Genomic DNA, 18,252 nt, shown 5'->3' with positions numbered 1-18,252 from the left:
AATGGACAACGATAACATGACAGACAGAACGATCATGGTGCCCACCCCAGGAGGGCGCCGCCCAAGCGCCAATCCCACACCGCAGCGCAGCTATGCGGCCGCACCTAACGATAAAATTTCGCTGAAATATGGCCTCAACCCACTGGTGAATTGCGCCACTACCTTACTGACAGTTGCCATTAAGTTGCGCTCCACATTGCAGCACAACAATGCACCAGAGCTTCACAAAAAGCTCACCGAAGAAATCAAAGCCTTTGAACAAAACGCCAAGCGAGCAGGCGTCAGCGAGGACGCTATCCTGCCAGCTCGCTATCTATTGTGCACCGTGGTCGATGAAATCGTATTGAACACACCTTGGGGCGCATCTTCGGGCTGGAGTCAGCATTCATTGTTGAGCCTGTTTCACCACGAAACATTTGGCGGCGAAAAGTGCTTCGTATTACTGCAGCGATTACTCGAAAGCCCCGGCAAAAACCTCGACCTATTGGAGCTCTACTACTTGTGCTTCAGCTTAGGCTTCGAGGGCAAGTACCGCCTTGCTCCCAGGGGTCATGAACAGCTTGAAAGCGTACGCGAAAACTTGTATCAAACCATAGAAAACCATCGCCCTTCGCCAGAGCAGGATTTATCCCCTCACTGGCAGAGTGACGCGGTAAAAGCCAAAAGCCGCTTAGACTTTTTCCCTACCTGGGTCGTAGTGGCCTGTTTTCTCGCACTGCTCGTTAGCACCTATGCCGGAATGCGCTGGTGGCTACACGACACGACTCAACCGGTGGCCTCAAGTATATCCAGCCTGATAGCGCCAACCCACTAAGTCATCAAACACAGAATGTATCTGCGCAGAGTGAGCGCACCACGGAGATAGGCATGAACCGTTTGGCCAACTTCTTTACCCACAAATGGACATTGACCATTCTGGGGTTACTTGCACTTTCAGTTGTTATTTGGTTCGGCGCCGACTACATCAAATTCGGCGAAGATAACCTCACCCTCGAACATTCCACGCGCCTATTCATCATTGGTGCCATTTGGCTGCTCGTATTGCTTTGGAATCTCAGCGCCTGGCTGGTAGAACGCAAACAAAACGCTGCGCTGATCGACTCACTGCAAGAAGCGGAAAGTGATCCAGTTTCACCCGATGAGGAGCGCAGCCAGGAAGAGCTCAAGGCCATTGCCGAGCGCTTTAAAGACGCCCTGAATGTACTTAAAAAAGCGCGCTTCACCAAAGCAGGCAGAAGCCGAACCCTCTATCAACTGCCCTGGTACATTATCATTGGTCCGCCTGGAGCAGGCAAAACCACAGCTCTCATTAATTCGGGACTGGAATTCCCATTGGCCAAGCAAGATAACTACCAACCATTAGGTGGCATCGGCGGTACGCGCAATTGTGATTGGTGGTTTACCAATGAAGCCGTGCTTATCGATACTGCCGGGCGTTACACCACGCAAGATAGCCACCGCAGCATCGATAGTTCGTCTTGGCAGGCATTCATAGAGCTGCTCAGAAAATACCGCCGCCGGCGCCCAATTAATGGCGCCATAGTTGCCGTCAGCTTACAAGATCTCATGGTGCAAACTGCAGATCAGCGCGCACACCAAGCCAAAACTATTCGCACCCGTATCAATGAGTTACACCAAGAGTTCGGCCTGCAATTTCCGATCTACCTCACCTTCACAAAATGTGACCTGGTTGCAGGCTTTTCGGAATTTTTCTCCAATTTATCGCAAGCTGAACGCGAACAGGTGTGGGGGGTTAGCTTTCCCTACGACAAACAGGATGGTGGTCTAAAAAGCCATTTGGCAAGTTTTGAGTCGGAATTTGAGCAGCTGGTGTCGCGCCTCAATCAACGCCTGCTGTGGCGCATCCACCAAGAGCGCAATATTGATAAACGCAGCGCCCTACACGGCTTTCCCGCGCGCATTGAGGCACTGGGCGATGTTGTGACAGACTTCATCAAGCAGACTTTCAACCCCAATCGCTATGACACGGACCCCATATTGCGAGGCGTCTATTTCACTAGCGCAACCCAGGAAGGCAGCCCCATCGATCGCATGATGGCATCGGTCAGTGCCAATTTTGGCCTGGATCGCGACATGGGCAAACAGCAAACCAACAGCGGCAAGAGCTATTTCTTGCAGCGCTTGCTTAAAGACATCGTCTTTCCTGAATCCGAGCTGGTCGGCACCAATAAAAAACTTGAAACCAGCCTAGTTTGGGGTCGCAGGATTGCCATTGCCGCCTCTGTGTTGGCCACCGCCGGTGCCATCACGCTTTGGCTGGGAAGCATTGCACAAAATAAGATTTACATGGCCGAGGTAGAAAACCACGTTGCCGAATACATGGCCCTCAAACCCAAATTAAGCAGCAACAGCGCCGATCAGGAGGGTTTGGCTGCGGCCTTTAGCGCCTTGTCTCAGGCGCGCTTGGTCTACAACCGTGAAGAGCATCCATGGCTTAGTAATCTGGGACTTTACGATGCATCGGTAGACGAGGCGGCCGACGGCCTCTATGCCTCCGAACTGCAAACTGTTTTCATGCCGGTCGTGGCCAAACATATCGAAAAACAGTTACGCCAACAGCAGAACGACCCCGATCAATTGCTTGAATCGCTACGCGCCTACGCCATGCTATTCGAACCAGAGCGCATGGATGCACAGGTATTGCGCAGCTATATGCAATCTCAGTGGCAAGATGAACTGCAGGGCAAGGCCGGCATTCAATCAGCGCTAACTAACCACCTGGACAACGCACTGACTGCTGGCCAGTTTGCCACACTGACCAAAAATGAGCGGTTGGTTGCGCGCAGCCAGCGCGAACTTAATCGGGTGCCTGTCTCACAGCGGCTGTACAAAAAAATAGAGCGCAGCCAGATAGGCCTGCAAACGGCGAATTTAGTAGAAGCCATTGGCATTTCGCGGCCGGCAGATTTAGGCATGACAGATTCGGATACGCGCCTGCACATACCCATGCTGTTTACTAAAGCAGGTTACGAAGAACTCGACTTCAGTGAGGACTCGGAGCTGCTACAACAAGTAGAGCAAGACCAGTGGCTCTATGGCGGCGAAGAAGCGCTGGAACTCTCGGCTAAGGATAAAAAAGAGATAGCCAGCAATGTAAAGCGCCTTTATATGTCGCGCTATGTCGATACGTGGCGCGATGCGCTCCGGTCGGTGTCCATCGACAAGCCCAGCAACACCCGCGCGGCTATCGATCAGTTGGATGAATTATCCGACCCAATCACATCGCCATTGCTGCGACTCATTGAGCTCACTGTAGAAAATACGTCGCTGGCTCCCATTCCAGACTTGCCCAGCAATGTAGAGGTACCCTCTAGCCTACTGTCAGGCACGGCTAGCCGCGGCCTTAGATTCGCCAATCGCGGTTTAGATGCTATGGGCAACCGCCTCCCCTCAACCTACGTTGACGACCAGTTCCAAGACATTCACAAACTGGCACTCAGCGCCAATAACCAACCGCCCGCCATTCAGGACTATCTGTCCAGCATTGAAGCCATCAAGGAAATGCTGATAGAGATCGACAGCGCGGCAAACCCCAACGAATCGGCCTTTGAAATGGCCAAGGCCGTATTTGCCTCCGGTGGTTCCGGGAAAATCAAACAGCTGCGCATCAAAGCCATGGACGCCCCTGCGCCAATGGATCAGTGGTTAACGGATATTGCCGATAACACCTGGGGACTGATACTGTCAAAGGCCAAAGCCCACATCAACACAGCTTGGCAGGAACAGGTTTATGCAAGTTACAAAAACAATCTGAGCAACCGCTACCCAATGACCGCGCAGGTGTCCTTTGAAGCGCCCGTCAATGAGTTCAATCGCTTTTTCAAGCCAGGCGGTACGCAGCAAAAGTTCGTAAACACCTACTTAGCTCCCTTTGTGGATGTACAACGTTGGAAAATTAAAAGCATCGACGGCAAAAGTATCGGTCTATCACAAGCCGGCCTCAGGCAATTCAAGCAGGCAGACGCCATCCGCAATGTATTTTTTGCAAGCTCTGCCAACGCTAGCTTTAGCTTCAAAATAGAACCGTCCAAGCTCGACTCAGGTGTGCGACTTTTCTCGCTAGAAATGGGCGATGAGAAAATCAACTACTCGCACGGCCCCCGCACCCTGAAGCCAATGCTTTGGGAAGGCGGCAAGGCCATGCGAGTACGCATTATTTTTGAAGATCTGAATGAAACCGTGCACCGCAAACATTACGAAGGTGACTGGGCTTGGTTCAGGCTGTTAGACGCCTCCAAAATTGAATCGGGCAATAGCAGCAATGTGAGAAATATTACTTTCGAGGAAAATGGCCGCAAAGCAGAATTCAAGCTGATTGCAAACTCGGGTATAAACCCCTTCGACAACAGCGTGCTGCGCAACTACAACTGCCCTCAGTACTTATGAGTTCCATAGCCCAATCTCCCCAAGCAATCGGCGCCGAGCACAATCTCGGCGTTTTCGGCAAGTTGCCCGCACACGGTGACTTTGTCGAGCGCAACCTGCCGAAATCTTTCCTGGCTCACTGGGATGAATGGTTGCAACGCAGTATCGCCAGCAGTCGAGATATCGCGGGTGACAGTTGGCTGGATTACTATTTAACCTCGCCGGTTTGGTACTTTGGTTTGGGCCATGGCACCGTAGAGACCCATCCCTGGGTAGGCGCTATCGTTCCGAGCGTCGATTCAGTGGGTCGCTATTTCCCCTTTACCCTCGCGATCAGGCTTGGACTGCAGGACGATGTCTTTGCCTGCCTGGCTCGCAATATGCCGCTGTTTGAAGCCCTCGCAGGCCATGTTATCGACGCCATGCAGCAAGGTCAGCCAGTCGACAGTCTATGGCAACTATTGCAGGCGAGCACCCAGAAAGCTCACCTCGCAAGCCCTTTTACCACGCGATTTATCGACCAGTTCAATGCGAATATCTCCCAGCAAAACGAGGGTGGGCTGGATGAAGCGCTGGTGAATATGAGCTACAGTCATAGCCGACTTAACCATGCCAGTAGCAGCCTGTGGCACTGTGCTGCCACCGAATCCATGCCGGCCACAACTTTTACGGTGGCAGGCTTGCCGGCGCCAGAGTTTTACTGGGCGATGCTCAGCAATGACTGGACTGCGCAAGAGGATTGAGACGCCAAAATGTGAACGGCGCCACAGCGCAAAACAGCGCATGAACGAGAGTACCAATTAGTAATAGCGATGCTATGGTTTTGAGCTGGGTGTAGACAAAATACTTCTAAAGAAAACCTAAGCCGTGTAATCTTGAGCCCTTCTAATGTTCAGTTAACGCTGACATAACCAGGGAAGATCGCTCGGATCGAAGGAAACGTGTAAATGTCATTAGACCATGTCATAGACTTAGACAGTCTGAAACAACCTATCTCTGCGGATAGCCCTCAGGGAAAAGATCTACGTGCCGATCGCTCGCCCACCTCTACCTATTACGCCATCAAAGATGCGCGCAATGCGGCGCGAGCGGCAGAGCGCGCCTCCATGTTCGACGAAGATGTCGATTTACTGGCGCCTTGGCGCCAAGTCGCGCAACTTGCACCCTCCATATTGCAAGACGTCAGCAAAGACTTGGAAGTTGCTTGCTGGTACACGGAGGCACTCATCCGCTTACACGGCCTTGCAGGGCTGCGCGACGGCTTAGCACTCATACGGGTCTTGGTAGAAGACTTTTGGGATGGCTTATACCCTGAGCCTGACGAAGACGGGATTGAGACTAAGGTTGCGCCATTAACCGGCCTAAACGGCGACGGCGGCGAAGGCACGCTCCTTGCGCCCCTGCGCAATATGCCCATCACACTGGAAGATGCAGGCGGCGAGTACTCCTTCTGGCAATACCAGCAAGCCCGCGATGCCGATCGAATTACCGATGAAGATAACCGGGCAGAACGCATCGATGCCATGGGTTACTCACTGAAATCCATTACCGATACTGTGCTGGCCACCAGCATCCAGGACAGCGTGGCAGTAGTAGACACGCTGGAGGAATGCCTGGATTACTTCAAGTCCACTAATGCGCATCTGCGTAAGACCTGTGACAACGAGGCCCCGCCCAGTAGCAATATTTCAAATCTTTTAGAAGAATTGCTTCGCACAGCACGCTTTATTTATAAAGAAAAGCTTGAGGCCAACCAAGCTCAGGAAGCAGTTGCCGCCGAGGATGCCCAAGAGGAAAATGCGGCAAATACCACTGGCGAGCAGGTGCAATCCGTTGCAATGGGCGCCGGGGTCGGGCCGATTGCCGACCGCGAAGACGCCCTAAAGCGATTAGAAGAAGTGGCGGCCTACTTCAGGCGCTACGAGCCTCACACACCGATAGGCCCCAGCTTGGAGCGTTTGGTGACCTGGGGCAGAATGACCGTCGCCGACCTCATGATGGAGCTATTGCCCGAAGATTCAGCACGCAGCATCTTTTCTCAGCTGACAGGTGTTAAAATGGACGGCAGTGATGACAGCACTTACGTAGCACCACCCAAGCCCAAAGCGAGCGCTACCCCAGCGCCCACCGCTGCGACAAAAAACGAGCAACCTCAGCAAGCAGAAACAGAGCCTCAAAACCTGGGGTGGTAAATCAATTTAACGCTTACGCGAAAGCGGATAGGAGATCCATGTTATGTCAGAGAGTATTCACAATAAATTAAAAAGAGTCAGAAAGCCCCGCGTTCACATCACCTATGATGTGGAAACCAATGGCGCCGAAGTGAAGAAAGAGCTGCCATTTGTAGTGGGCGTAATGGGCGACTACTCTGGCGACAACGCCGCAAGCCGGAAGGCACTGAAAGAGCGCAAGTTCGTACAAATCGACCGCGACAATTTCAACGACGCAATGGCTAAAGTGAATCCCAAGCTGGAATTGCAGGTTGAAAACACTCTGGCTGGCGACGGCTCAAAAATGGGTGTAGACCTCAACTTCAAAAATATGGACTCTTTCAGCCCAGAGGCCATAGTCGATCAAGTAGAACCGTTAAAACAATTGCTGGAAGCACGCAATAAGCTTCGCGATCTACTGAGCAAAGCCGACCGCTCTGAAGAACTGGAAAAAGTATTAGAAGACATTCTGAAAAACGCCGACAACGTCACCAACATATCTAAAGAGTTGGGTGTTGGTGAAGAAGATCAGGGAGAGTAATTGATGAGTAACGAAACCGCCGTAGAAAACCAAGCTGCAGAAGCTGAGGAACAATCCACCAGCTTACTGGAACAGGCCATTGGTTACACCAAACAAACGAGCCGAGAAGAAGCGCAAGACCTGCTGACTAACCTCACCAAGCAAGTTCTGCAGGGCACGGTTTCCTGGGATCGAAATCTTACTCAGACCATTAACGCCGCTGTAAGAGCAATTGACGAGGCGATGTCTAAGCAGCTGAGCGCAATTTTGCATCAGGAAAAGTTCCAGAAGCTGGAAGGTTCCTGGCGCGGCCTGCACCATCTGGTTATGAACAGCGAAACAGGTAAAACTCTTAAAATTCGCGTACTAAACCTGTCCAAGAAAGAGCTGTTCCGCGATCTGGACAAGGCAGTCGAGTTCGACCAAAGCCAAATCTTCAAAAAAATGTACGAAGAAGAATTCGGCACAGCAGGTGGTGAACCCTACGGCGCCATGATCGGCGATTTCGAATTTAGCAATCACCCCGAAGACATCGAACTTCTGACCAAAATGTCCAATGTGGCCGCTGCCGGTTTCTGCCCTTTCATTTCTGCCGCTGGGTCAGAAATGATGGGCTTCGATAGCTTTACAGAACTGTCTAAACCCCGCGACTTGGGTGCCATTTTCGAATCAGCCGAGTACATCAAGTGGCGTAGCTTCCGCGACAGTGAAGATTCCCGCTTTGTCACTTTGGTTATGCCTCGGGTGCTCTCACGCCTTCCTTATGGCGCCAGCACCAAGCCGGTCGAATCCTTTAACTTTGAAGAGTTTGAATTGGACAGCTCTGGCATGTCGAAGGCCGCAGAGCACGACCAGTATTGCTGGATGAACGCAGCCTATGTAATGGGCGCCACGCTGACTAAAGCTTTCGCCGAAAACTCTTGGTGTACCGCTATTCGCGGCGCGGAAGGCGGCGGCAAGGTAGAAGGTTTACCTACCCACCTGTTTAAGAGCGACGATGGTGATACCGACCTCAAATGCCCAACTGAAATTGGCATTACAGATCGCCGTGAAGCAGAATTGTCAGCGCAGGGCTTTTTGCCTCTGTGTCACTACAAAAACACCGACTACTCCGTGTTTTTTGGCGCACAAACAGCGCAAAACCCCAAGACATACGACGATCCGGATGCCACTGCAAACGCCTCAATTTCAGCGCGCCTTCCCTATTTGATGGCTACCTCTCGTATAGCCCATTACCTCAAGGTGATGGCGCGCGATAAAGTTGGTTCCTTCATGGAAGCTTCAGATTGCGAGCGCTGGCTGAACAAGTGGATCGCGCAATACACCAACTCCAACCCAGAAGCCAGCGCCGAAATGAAGGCCAAGTATCCACTGGCTGAAGCCCGTGTAGAAGTTAAAGAAATTCCTGGTCAGCCAGGCTCCTATAGCGCCATTGCTTATCTGAAGCCCTGGTTGCAAATGGAAGAACTAACCACGTCTATGCGTATGGTCGCAAACATTCCAACACCTAGCTGATGCTAGCAGGCACCACCTAGCCAGGTGGTGCCTGTTGCCCTCCGCAACCGCTACAACCCTGAGGAATTTTTTGTGCTTGTCGATACTATTGCGACAACGGAGCGTCTGCAGCAAAAAAATCAGCGCAACGATGACCCTCAAAACATCCAATTAAATGTAGCTTTACATCGCTTTCTCGCCGAGCGAGATGATGCAACTGCCTTCTCAATTTGGCTCACTGAAGTCTTGGGCGAAAACGATATTGTATTTCGCGCTAAACCCTTTTTGTGTCGTGCAATTGCAGAAATTGATGTCCTTATCAACGACCAACTTAATGAAATCCTGCACCATCCAGACTTTCAAGCAATGGAAGCCCGCTGGCTAGGGCTATGGGAACTGGTTGACTGCGCAAGCCTAGCGGACAATGTAAAAATAAAGCTGCTGGATATGTCCTGGAAAGACTTGGTACGCGACATTGATCGCGCACCCGACATTGACCAGACAGCACTGTTTCACCTGGTCTACAACCTTGAATTCGGAACCCCAGGCGGCGAACCTTTCGGTGTTCTCCTAGGGGATTACGAAATTTGTCACCGCCCTACCGCGGGCAAGCCCTACGACGATATTCATACGCTGCAAGGCATAAGCCGTGTAGCCGCAGCTGCCTTTGCACCTTTCATTTGCGGAGCCGCACCCGAGCTGTTTGGCCTGGATAACTTTGACACACTCGGGCTCCCGGTTAATCTTGAAAATGTCTTCAGCCAAAAGGAATACATTCGCTGGCGAGCGTTACGCAAACAGGAGGACAGCCGCTTTGTAGCTATCACCCTGCCACGCGTACTGCTTCGCGGCCCGCATACCACCCGACGAACGGCATTTAACGGCATGCAATTTAAGGAGCATGCCTCCTACAAAAATAATGAAAGACACCTGTGGGGCAATTGCTGCTTTGCCTTCGGCACTGTACTCATCAGAGAGTTTGCGGAGGTGGGCTGGTTTTCCCACATTCGAGGCGCGCCACGAGATTATCTCGGCGGCGGTCTCGTCACCCGATTGCCATCGCTGCCCTATACAACAGACAGCAAGCCCGGCCGCACGCGCATGGTCACCCAGGTTCTAATCAGCGATTTTCAAGAGCGGGAGCTAAGCGATCTGGGCTTTATCAGTTTATGTCAAAGCTTTGATACACCATACGCCTGCTTTAACAGCACGCCATCCCTGCAAGACGCAAAGAGCTATTCGCTTAAATCTGCCAATGCGAATGCGCGGATTAGCGCTATGTTACAACAGGTACTCTGCGCTTCGCGCTTTGCGCAATACGTCAAAGTGATGATTCGCGATAAGGTGGGCTCCTATATCAGAGACAAAGAGTGCGAGCGCATGATCCAACGCTGGCTGGATCAGTATACGACGGGTCGAGACGACTTGTCCTGGGAGATGCTCGCCCGATACCCGTTAAGAGAGGCGCGGGTTGAAGTCAATGAAGAACCAGGCAAACCTGGCGTATATCAAAGCATAATTCACCTGAAAACCCATTACACAGTGGATCACTTGGTATCTGAACTTAAACTCACTACCGCACTTAATCCTGCAAGCTTTGGCTCCATAGGTTAGATGATGATATCCAATCAAGACAAAAAGCTGCTCTCGCCCGTATTAGACAGATTACTTGATGGCAGCCAAGGCAAAGGTAATTTGCAGCCACACCAGATGCTACGCCAGCTACGTGAAAGCGTGAGACGCGACCTGGAGATTTTATTTAACACCCGCTATCGCTGCATTTCACCACCCAAGGATTGTAGTAATCTGGAGGCCTCAGTGATCAATTTTGGCCTCGCAGATCTTTCCACGATTAATCTCTCTTCAGTGGATCACCGCAAACGATTTTGTCGGGATATCGAAGCCGCGATACTGCGATTTGAACCACGAGTCAAAACAGTAAAAGTCACTTCAGATCAAAAGTTTGACGCTGAAAACCCGTGCATTAAATTTAGAGTCGAGGCAGTACTCCACACTAATCCCGCGCCAGAACTGATTATATTCGACTCAGCACTCGACTTAATTACTCAGTCTGTAGACGTATCAGAGATTCAATAATGAGCGACGACCTACTCTATCAATATGAAAGAGAACTGGCTTTTATAAACCAGAGCGCTAGCGAGTTTGCCAAAAAGCACCCCGCCACCGCTTCTCGCCTTCAACTTACTGGCGACACCGTTGAAGATCCACTAGTAGGTAAACTGCTTTCGGGCTTTGCCTACCTAAATGCGCGCGTACAACAAAAGCTCAATGATGACTTTCCAGAACTCACCGACGCGCTGCTCGACACACTCTACCCACACTACTTACGACCCTTTCCATCTTGCTGTATTGTTCAAATGGAAGCGGCGCCAGAACTGGACAAACTGAGCAAGCTCCCATCTGGCACTGTCATAGAGACCGAAAGTTACCAGGGTGAAACCTGCAAATTTACCACAGCTTACGATGTAGATATCGCCCCCATCAAGGTAACATCCTCGTCCCTGATGCCCAGACCCTTTATCGCGCCAGGTTCCAATGAAATAGCCGGTGCTGGCGCTGTATTAAAAATATCACTAGCCACCTTTGATCCGGAAATTAAATTTTCGGAACTAGAGATAGACAAGCTGCGTTTTTTTCTAAAAGGTCTTCCGCAACACGTACATCCACTCTACGATATGTTGCTCACCAAGTGCATTAAGATAGTGGTGTCAAAAAGTGAAATGGACTCAACCCCAATCTACTTGGACCCACACCATTTACAGCCAGTTGGTTTTGCAGAGAAAGATGCACTTCTGCAAAATACGAAGCAAGGATTTAATGGCTATCGACTACTCACAGAATATTTTTGCTTTCCTGAAAAGTTCCAATTTATAGACTTTGCAGGCCTACCTGATGATGCGCTGGCTGAATATAAGTCAGAGCTCAACCTTTACCTATACCTGTCTGAGTCAGATTCAGAGCTGGAACACCAGTTGAACGCCGAAATGTTTGCCCTTGGCTGCACGCCCGCTATCAACCTGTTTAAACAAAGTGCAGACCCAATCCCTCTAGACCACACTGAGTACGCCTACCACTTAGTACCAGATGCTCGGCGCGTTGAAGCGCTAGAAACCTACGCTATAGAACAAGTACGCGCTACAGATAGCAATGGCTCTGTTACACAATTTAAGCCATTTTATGGCATAAACCACGCAGCATCTGACACTAACAATGCATTTTGGTTCAGTCGGCGAAAAACCGTTGTGGAAGGTGAGCATCTAAACGAAGAAGCCAGTGAAATTGAGCTTTCATTGGTGAATCTCAATTTTTCACCCTATGCAACGCACGACCAAGTATTGGAAGTTGACCTGGTATGCAGCAATAGAAATCTTCCCAAAAAGCTTCCGGTGGGCGGAGGCAAGCCCTATATGACATTAGCCGAAGGCGGCGCCCCCCTAAAGCGCATTAGCTGCTTAGTAACGCCCTCTGCTGCCATTCGCCCGCAGCAGCGAGAAGGAGCATATTGGCGATTAATCTCGCACCTGAACTTAAACCATTTATCTTTAACAACTAATGGTGGATCGCCCGAAGCACTAAAAGAAATTCTACGCCTGTACGATTTTAAGAACTCCCCCTCAACACGCAAAATCATAGAATCGATCAGCCGCTTAAGAACACAGCCTATGACAGCTCCAATCCAAGTGGAAGATATGGTGTCACTTTGCCGAGGAACCGCAATCCAACTGGAGCTTGACCCGCTCATGCTGCGGGGCGTCAGCAGCCTAATTTTTGCCAGTGTGCTAGAACACTTTTTTGGACTTTACTGCTCAATCAACTCTTTTACTCGATTGAAGGTCAGTTTTACTGGACAAGACAAGGAATTTAAAAAATGGCCTCCGCGCGCCGGCGTAAAAGCCTTGCTCTAATAGACAAGCTACGCACAGAACCATATAGCTTTGAGTTTTTCCAAGCTGTAAGACTTCTGGAAATAGCCACTCAACAAGATGCCAGCGATCAATACGCAAAGGCACCAGTAGCCCAACATGCGCCCCCTGCCAAGGAACTCGTGCGCTTCACGGCGTCTAACAAATTATCCTACGCCGGCGCAGACGTACTGTCACTCAACACTGAAGTAAATGGACTTGAGAGTCCCGATAAGGAGGCCCAATTACGCTGGCTAATGAATGTCAGCTTTTTTGGTCAGGGTGGCGCCCAAGGTGTGCTGCCCATTCGGTATACTGAACTAATCTTGCAAGAGCTTAAGAATAAAAACGAAAGCTTGAGCGATTTTATAGATCTATTTAATCATCGAAGTATTTCGCTTTATTATCAGGCATGGCATAAATACCGCTTACCGGTGAACTTTGAGCGCAGCAAAAATCAAAACAACAGTAACCACGATAAGTTCACGCAGGCGTTGTTGAGCCTCGCAGGCATAGGCACATCAGAACTACAATACCGACTACCTTTTCCAGATGAATTGCTGGCAGGATTTGCCGGCTCGCTGAACCGCACGCAACGGACAGCAGATCAACTAAAGAGTCTGGTCTACCAAATGTTTGGACTAGACATTGATGTTCAGCAATTTAAAGGTCAATGGCAGCCCTTGGATCAAGAGGTCGCCTGTCAATTGCCGGGACCTGAAAATTCGCTGGGTGTAAATAACCAGCTGGGAGTTAACTCGATTATCGGCACTGAGTGTTATCACGCGCAAAGCAAATTCAGCGTGGTTGTTGCACCCCTCCCCTACAAACGGTTCATGGAGCTGGCACCCGGAACTAAAAAGCTGGAGTCGCTAAAATCTTTAATTCGAATGAGCGTGGGCATGGAGCTGGAGTTTGACATATCCGTTACCACATCACACAGTCAAGTACCGCCAACTCGATTAGTTGACGAACCAGATTACCAGCCCTCGCTCGGTTGGAACAGCCATCTACATTCTGAAAGTGTGCTCAGCATAGAGCCGATGAACATTAATTTGTCACACGACATGCATACGCCTGAAGAAGGCATTCCACTCTATATCTAACGAAAAGGACATCCAGATGATCAATATAAATTTAAAATCACTCGTGGATAAAATGGCTCCGGCCATGCGCGACGCACTCGAAGGGGCCGCCGGTTTATGCATGGCACACAATCAGTACAATGTTGAAGTTGAGCATTGGCTAATCAAAATGCTCGACACCCGCGATTCAGACCTTCAGCTGCTGCTGGAAAAATTTGATGTAAACGTACCACAGTTTGCACGCGAGCTGGCCGACGCCATCGCTAAGTTTAAAAATGGTAATAGTCGACCTGCAGCGCTATCTACCACGCTGGTAGATGCAGCTAAATATGCCTGGATGCTGGCTTCTGTAGAGTATGAGCACAAATTTCTGACATCTGGGCACTTAATTACAGCTTGCCTACTCGATGACCGATTGCGTGATCAGCTTCTTACAAGCTGCAAATCGCTACGCTCTATTGCACCTGAATCTCTCCGCGAAGCTGCTCGCGCCATGATCGCCTCAGGCACAGAGCTGCCAAGATCAGAGCCTGTCAGTAGTGTCGACGGCCAACCCAATGTCGTTGCTTCTAAAACGCCGTCGCTTGACAAGTACACCGTCAATCTTACCCAGCGGGCGCTCGATGGCGCAATTGACCCGGTACTGGGGCGCGATGAAGAAATTCGACAATGCATTGATATTTTAACGCGCAGAAGACAAAACAACCCCATTCTTACTGGCGAAGCGGGGGTGGGAAAAACAGCTGTGGTAGAGGGCTTTGCGCTTCGAATAGCCGAAGGTGATGTGCCCGAACCGCTAAGAAACGTCACTGTACGCACGCTTGATTTAGGTCTGCTGCAAGCCGGTGCTAGCGTCAAAGGTGAGTTTGAGAACCGACTAAAATCGGTAATAGAAGAAGTTCGCGCAAGTTTATCTCCCATCATTTTGTTCATTGATGAAGCACATACCATGATTGGTGCAGGCGGCAAGGAAGGCCAGGGTGATGCCGCCAACCTTCTCAAACCTGCGCTAGCTCGCGGCGAACTGCGCACCATAGCTGCAACCACCTGGGCCGAATACAAAAAATATTTTGAACGCGACCCTGCCCTAACCCGCCGATTCCAAGTTGTTAAAGTCGAAGAGCCGTCGGAAGAGAAAGCCATCGACATGATGCGCGGCATTGCTGAAACCTTACAGAATCACCACAGAGTGCGAATTCTAGACGAAGCGATCATTGCATCTGTAACACTATCGCACCGCTACATTCCAGGTCGCCAGCTGCCCGACAAGTCAGTCAGCCTTTTGGATACCGCCTGCGCCCGCGTCGCACTAAGCCAATCTGCTACGCCCTCCGCCATAGAAGACGCCAAACGCCAGGTTCAACGTGCCGAAGCCACATTAGAGCGACTCAGAAAAGAACATGCCGCCAGTAACAACCAGCAGGAAGATATCGCCCAATGGGATGCATCGTTACAAAGCGCAACAAGCCGATTAGCAACTCTAGAGGAACAACTAGCAGAGGAACAAGAGGTTGTCGATGAAATCCGCGCAATTCATGACACCATAGACAAAGACTACTTGGAAGCGGATACAGACAAAAAGCTCCCAGCTGAGGAAATCGCGTCGCTGCAAGCAAACCTCGTAGAACTTTCTAAAAAACTGGCAGAGATTCAGGGCGAATCACCAATGATTCAGGCCGCTGTTGATGAACAAGCCATCGCCGAAGTGATTGCCAATTGGACTGGCATCCCTGTTGGGAAAATGGTTAGCGATGAAATTCGCAGCGTACAAACACTGGCTGAGCGCTTAAGCGAACGCGTTATTGGACAGCCTCATGCCCTAGATGCAGTTGCGCAAGCTATCCGCACATCGCGTGCCGGCCTCACAGACCCGCGCAAACCCGTAGGTGTTTTCCTGTTTTGCGGAACTAGCGGAGTCGGTAAAACGGAAACTGCTCTGGCCCTGGCGGATCAGCTGTTTGGCGGAGAGCAGAATATCACGACCATAAACATGTCGGAATTTAAGGAAGAGCATAAGGTTTCCATGTTGTTGGGGTCACCACCCGGCTATGTTGGCTTTGGTGAAGGTGGCGTTCTAACAGAAGCCGCCCGTAGAAAACCCTACTCGGTGATCTTGCTTGACGAAATGGAAAAGGCTCATCCTGGGGTGCAAGACATTTTTTACAGTCTTTTTGATAAGGGCACCATAAAAGACGGCGAAGGCCGCGATATCGATTTTAAAAATACCGTCATCATTATGACGTCCAATGCCGGTGAAGATGCGATACGAGCGATTTTTTCACAGGTTGAAGAGAAGCCGGAGCCCGATGTATTGCTCGACAACATCCGCCCCTATCTATTACAACACTTTAAACCGGCTTTCATGGGACGTGCCAATGTCATCGCATTTTATCCCTTGGATGACGATAACCTGATGAAGATCGCCGCAATCAATTTGCGTAAAATTGAGAAACGTATCGCAGAGCACTATGGTGCGAGCTTCAGTTACGAAGAAGACGTATTGCTTCATATTGTCGCGCGCTGCCAAGAATCCGACACAGGCGCCCGGAATATTGAGAACATACTCAACAGGACACTGCTGCCGTCTTTAGCCGCGGAATGCCTGGATAAAATGGCTGATGGCGTTGCCATAAACAAGGTGTTTGTAGGCGTTACTGAAGAAGGCGAGTTTAGCTATCAGGTAGACTGAGCAGTTAACGCAATGCCCGCTGAATGCCATTTTAGGATTTAGCGGGCACCAAAAATTTGAAACAGATTTAAGTAGTAATTGCCTTGCCTAGCTTTATGCCGGCGAGGCTTTCGTTCTTGGTGCGGGTGTTACCGCTTTAACGCTAGCGGCAATCTGTTTTAACTCACGGTTCACACGGTCAAAATTGTCCAGTGCCGTCCACACGTATAGCGCGTAAAACACCTTTGCCGCTTCGTGAATTGTAATCTGGTACTTAACCTCTGCATCACCTACCTTGCCTTCCATCTCCGCAAGATAATACTTCCCTGCTGACAAGCACGTGGGTTTGCGTGTCATTTTTGCATCACTTACCCAGCCTAACGCCGCCTGGCAGGTGGCATTAGCGTAGTCCTTTAAGGGAAAAACCGCACCGAAGGAATGCTTATATTGCTTAATTACAATAAGAAATATTTGCCGCTGTGCACATCCCGCCTGTAACGTCGCGCCTGCGTTCAGATCTTCGTATGCCTCCCAATCCTGTGGCACTTCCAAACTAACATCAGACTCAGCATTGGTTAGTCGATACTTTTTGGGCTCAGTAGTAGGGCTAGTCTGATTATTTACACGCTTTGAAAGGGCTGTTGCACGCGAGCCAGCCTTGTCGAGGCGCGCTAGGTCATCTGATTTTTCGGTGGAATATACGCATTTTCCATCGCGCAGAATATGGGCATGCCAGCCACAGCGCCACACATGACTTAACATGCGCTGAATGTTAGCTTTGGAATCGGAACGGAAAATAATGGTTGGGCTTTTTTGATACAACGATTGCGCTTGCTGCTTATTGCCAGCACACATTTTGAGCAACCCCTTTTTTACCAAGGTTGCGCCTAATTGGGTACGCGGCTTCCCAAGAAACACGAGCTGATAAGCATTATTTGATTGAGTCATCCGTTTTTACATTCCCTTTAAAAACGTACAGAATCTAAACAGCTAGCTTGCCCTAGGCACATGTTGCGGTATGTGCGCCAGATCACAAAGCATTGATTCGAGTAGTGGGCGAACCCACAGCTGCTTAACCGCCAATGATTACCGTGGGGCAGCCAACGACAATCTTGCCACCATGCATAGTTGAATCACCCAATCTTGCAGCAGGCTTTTTACTGATCATGACAGTACCGCTGCCCGTGGCAATGGTATCGGGTGGCCCTACGCACACACAACTACTACCTACGGTAGCCGATGGCAAGCCGCCGATAATTACGGTAGGACCACCGGGAGTTAAAACCGGTCCTCCCACATGCGGAACAGTGCCCGTTACCATCGGGCAGACATGCATATCGGTTATTCGGGAAGCGGGTTTACCCATATTACTGTCCCTCAGCGGTCAGAATGCCATTGCCACCACAGGCGAGATTAATACCTTGGCGTAAAAATAGCTGATAGTTCTCATTGGGGTTATCTGGGTCTGCGAGTACTGCAGCCAAAGCTACACTACCGGCGACTGCATGAGCGTACATATACTCTGGCGTTGCAATTTCTGGCTCACCCGGCTCAGCTAGACTACCGGTAGACCAAGCGGCTGCCGTTGCGGCCCAACTCGCGGGGGTTTTGTGACCCGTTTTATTGCCAAGCATCCGCGCACGCAGGCGATTTTCTTCCGTGGGTTGTTTTGCCCAAGCTTCAGCGGCAATTAAGGCATCAATATTCAGTTGATCGGTATCTGGCGTTTGAACCTTTCTGCTTGCCAAGCACGCCCACCATACGGCCTCACGTTTAGGCAACCCATGGGCCAACAACTTCACCGCATCCAGGTAGTGACCTGCATTGGCTAAGTTTTCAATACTAACTCTTGGCGCTGTGCCAGGCACGCAGCACTCTTGCGCACCTTCCTCACTCAACTCAAATTCTTTTAACAGCTCTGCCGCTGTGAGCGCTTTAATTTTTATCCAGTCTGTCATAGTGGTAT

The 18,252-nt window shown here is 50.4% G+C and carries 14 protein-coding genes; 11 read left to right on the top strand and 3 right to left on the bottom strand.

Annotated features, from left to right (window positions below):
* The first annotated feature begins 1 nt into the window (after position 1).
* From icmH to tssH, 11 genes are all read left to right on the top strand, one after another.
* Entirely contained in the window at positions 2 to 814 is an 813-nt protein-coding gene (gene icmH, locus ACW8F6_RS16820) for a type IVB secretion system protein IcmH/DotU (protein ID WP_491577043.1), read from the top strand.
* 53 nt (positions 815 to 867) lie between these two features.
* Positions 868 to 4,407 (top strand): type VI secretion system membrane subunit TssM, encoded by a 3,540-nt coding sequence (gene tssM / locus ACW8F6_RS16815; RefSeq protein WP_491577042.1) that lies wholly within the window; start codon positions 868 to 870, stop codon positions 4,405 to 4,407.
* Positions 4,404 to 5,129 (top strand): type VI secretion system-associated protein TagF, encoded by a 726-nt coding sequence (gene tagF / locus ACW8F6_RS16810; protein WP_491577041.1) that lies wholly within the window; start codon positions 4,404 to 4,406, stop codon positions 5,127 to 5,129. Before tssM ends, tagF begins: the two co-directional genes overlap by 4 nt.
* Before the next feature lie 204 nt (positions 5,130 to 5,333).
* On the top strand, positions 5,334 to 6,578 hold the full coding sequence (gene tssA, locus ACW8F6_RS16805) for a type VI secretion system protein TssA (RefSeq protein WP_491577040.1): 1,245 nt from the start codon (positions 5,334 to 5,336) through the stop codon (positions 6,576 to 6,578).
* Positions 6,579 to 6,621: 43 nt separating this feature from the next.
* Complete coding sequence (gene tssB, locus ACW8F6_RS16800) at positions 6,622 to 7,137, top strand: type VI secretion system contractile sheath small subunit (RefSeq protein WP_491577039.1); 516 nt, start codon at positions 6,622 to 6,624, stop codon at positions 7,135 to 7,137.
* The gene (tssC, locus tag ACW8F6_RS16795) at positions 7,138 to 8,631 is read left to right on the top strand and encodes a type VI secretion system contractile sheath large subunit (protein WP_491577038.1); all 1,494 of its coding nucleotides are present in this window, start codon (positions 7,138 to 7,140) and stop codon (positions 8,629 to 8,631) included.
* Between the two features lie 72 nt (positions 8,632 to 8,703).
* Positions 8,704 to 10,224 carry a type VI secretion system contractile sheath large subunit gene (gene tssC / locus ACW8F6_RS16790; RefSeq protein ID WP_491577037.1) on the top strand — a complete coding sequence of 507 codons (1,521 nt, stop codon included), beginning with the start codon at positions 8,704 to 8,706 and terminating at the stop codon, positions 10,222 to 10,224.
* A gap of 3 nt (positions 10,225 to 10,227) precedes the next feature.
* Positions 10,228 to 10,707: a type VI secretion system baseplate subunit TssE gene (gene tssE, locus ACW8F6_RS16785; protein ID WP_491577036.1), complete on the top strand. Its 480-nt coding sequence runs from the start codon at positions 10,228 to 10,230 to the stop codon at positions 10,705 to 10,707.
* Positions 10,707 to 12,536 carry a type VI secretion system baseplate subunit TssF gene (gene tssF / locus ACW8F6_RS16780; RefSeq protein WP_491577035.1) on the top strand — a complete coding sequence of 610 codons (1,830 nt, stop codon included), beginning with the start codon at positions 10,707 to 10,709 and terminating at the stop codon, positions 12,534 to 12,536. The genes tssE and tssF overlap by 1 nt, the downstream gene beginning before the upstream one ends.
* A complete protein-coding gene (gene tssG / locus ACW8F6_RS16775; protein ID WP_491577034.1) occupies positions 12,500 to 13,639 on the top strand; it encodes a type VI secretion system baseplate subunit TssG in 1,140 nt (379 codons plus the stop codon). Before tssF ends, tssG begins: the two co-directional genes overlap by 37 nt.
* Positions 13,640 to 13,655: 16 nt before the next feature.
* Positions 13,656 to 16,307 carry a type VI secretion system ATPase TssH gene (gene tssH, locus ACW8F6_RS16770; RefSeq protein ID WP_491577033.1) on the top strand — a complete coding sequence of 884 codons (2,652 nt, stop codon included), beginning with the start codon at positions 13,656 to 13,658 and terminating at the stop codon, positions 16,305 to 16,307.
* Positions 16,308 to 16,400: 93 nt separating this feature from the next.
* Here the strand turns inward: tssH and ACW8F6_RS16765 are convergent, their stop codons facing one another.
* The 3 genes from ACW8F6_RS16765 to ACW8F6_RS16755 all read right to left on the bottom strand — a co-directional run bounded on the left by ACW8F6_RS16765 (position 16,401) and on the right by ACW8F6_RS16755 (position 18,244).
* The gene (locus ACW8F6_RS16765) at positions 16,401 to 17,234 is read right to left on the bottom strand and encodes a hypothetical protein (protein ID WP_491577032.1); all 834 of its coding nucleotides are present in this window, start codon (positions 17,232 to 17,234) and stop codon (positions 16,401 to 16,403) included.
* Between the two features lie 124 nt (positions 17,235 to 17,358).
* Positions 17,359 to 17,607, bottom strand: coding sequence for a PAAR domain-containing protein (locus ACW8F6_RS16760; protein ID WP_491577050.1), 249 nt, complete (start codon positions 17,605 to 17,607; stop codon positions 17,359 to 17,361).
* Between the two features lie 46 nt (positions 17,608 to 17,653).
* Positions 17,654 to 18,244 carry a DUF6931 family protein gene (locus ACW8F6_RS16755; protein ID WP_491577031.1) on the bottom strand — a complete coding sequence of 197 codons (591 nt, stop codon included), beginning with the start codon at positions 18,242 to 18,244 and terminating at the stop codon, positions 17,654 to 17,656.
* Positions 18,245 to 18,252: the final 8 nt, after the last annotated feature.

This window comes from Simiduia sp. (assembly GCF_058345725.1).
This window is presented reverse-complemented; position numbering and strand designations above follow the sequence as displayed.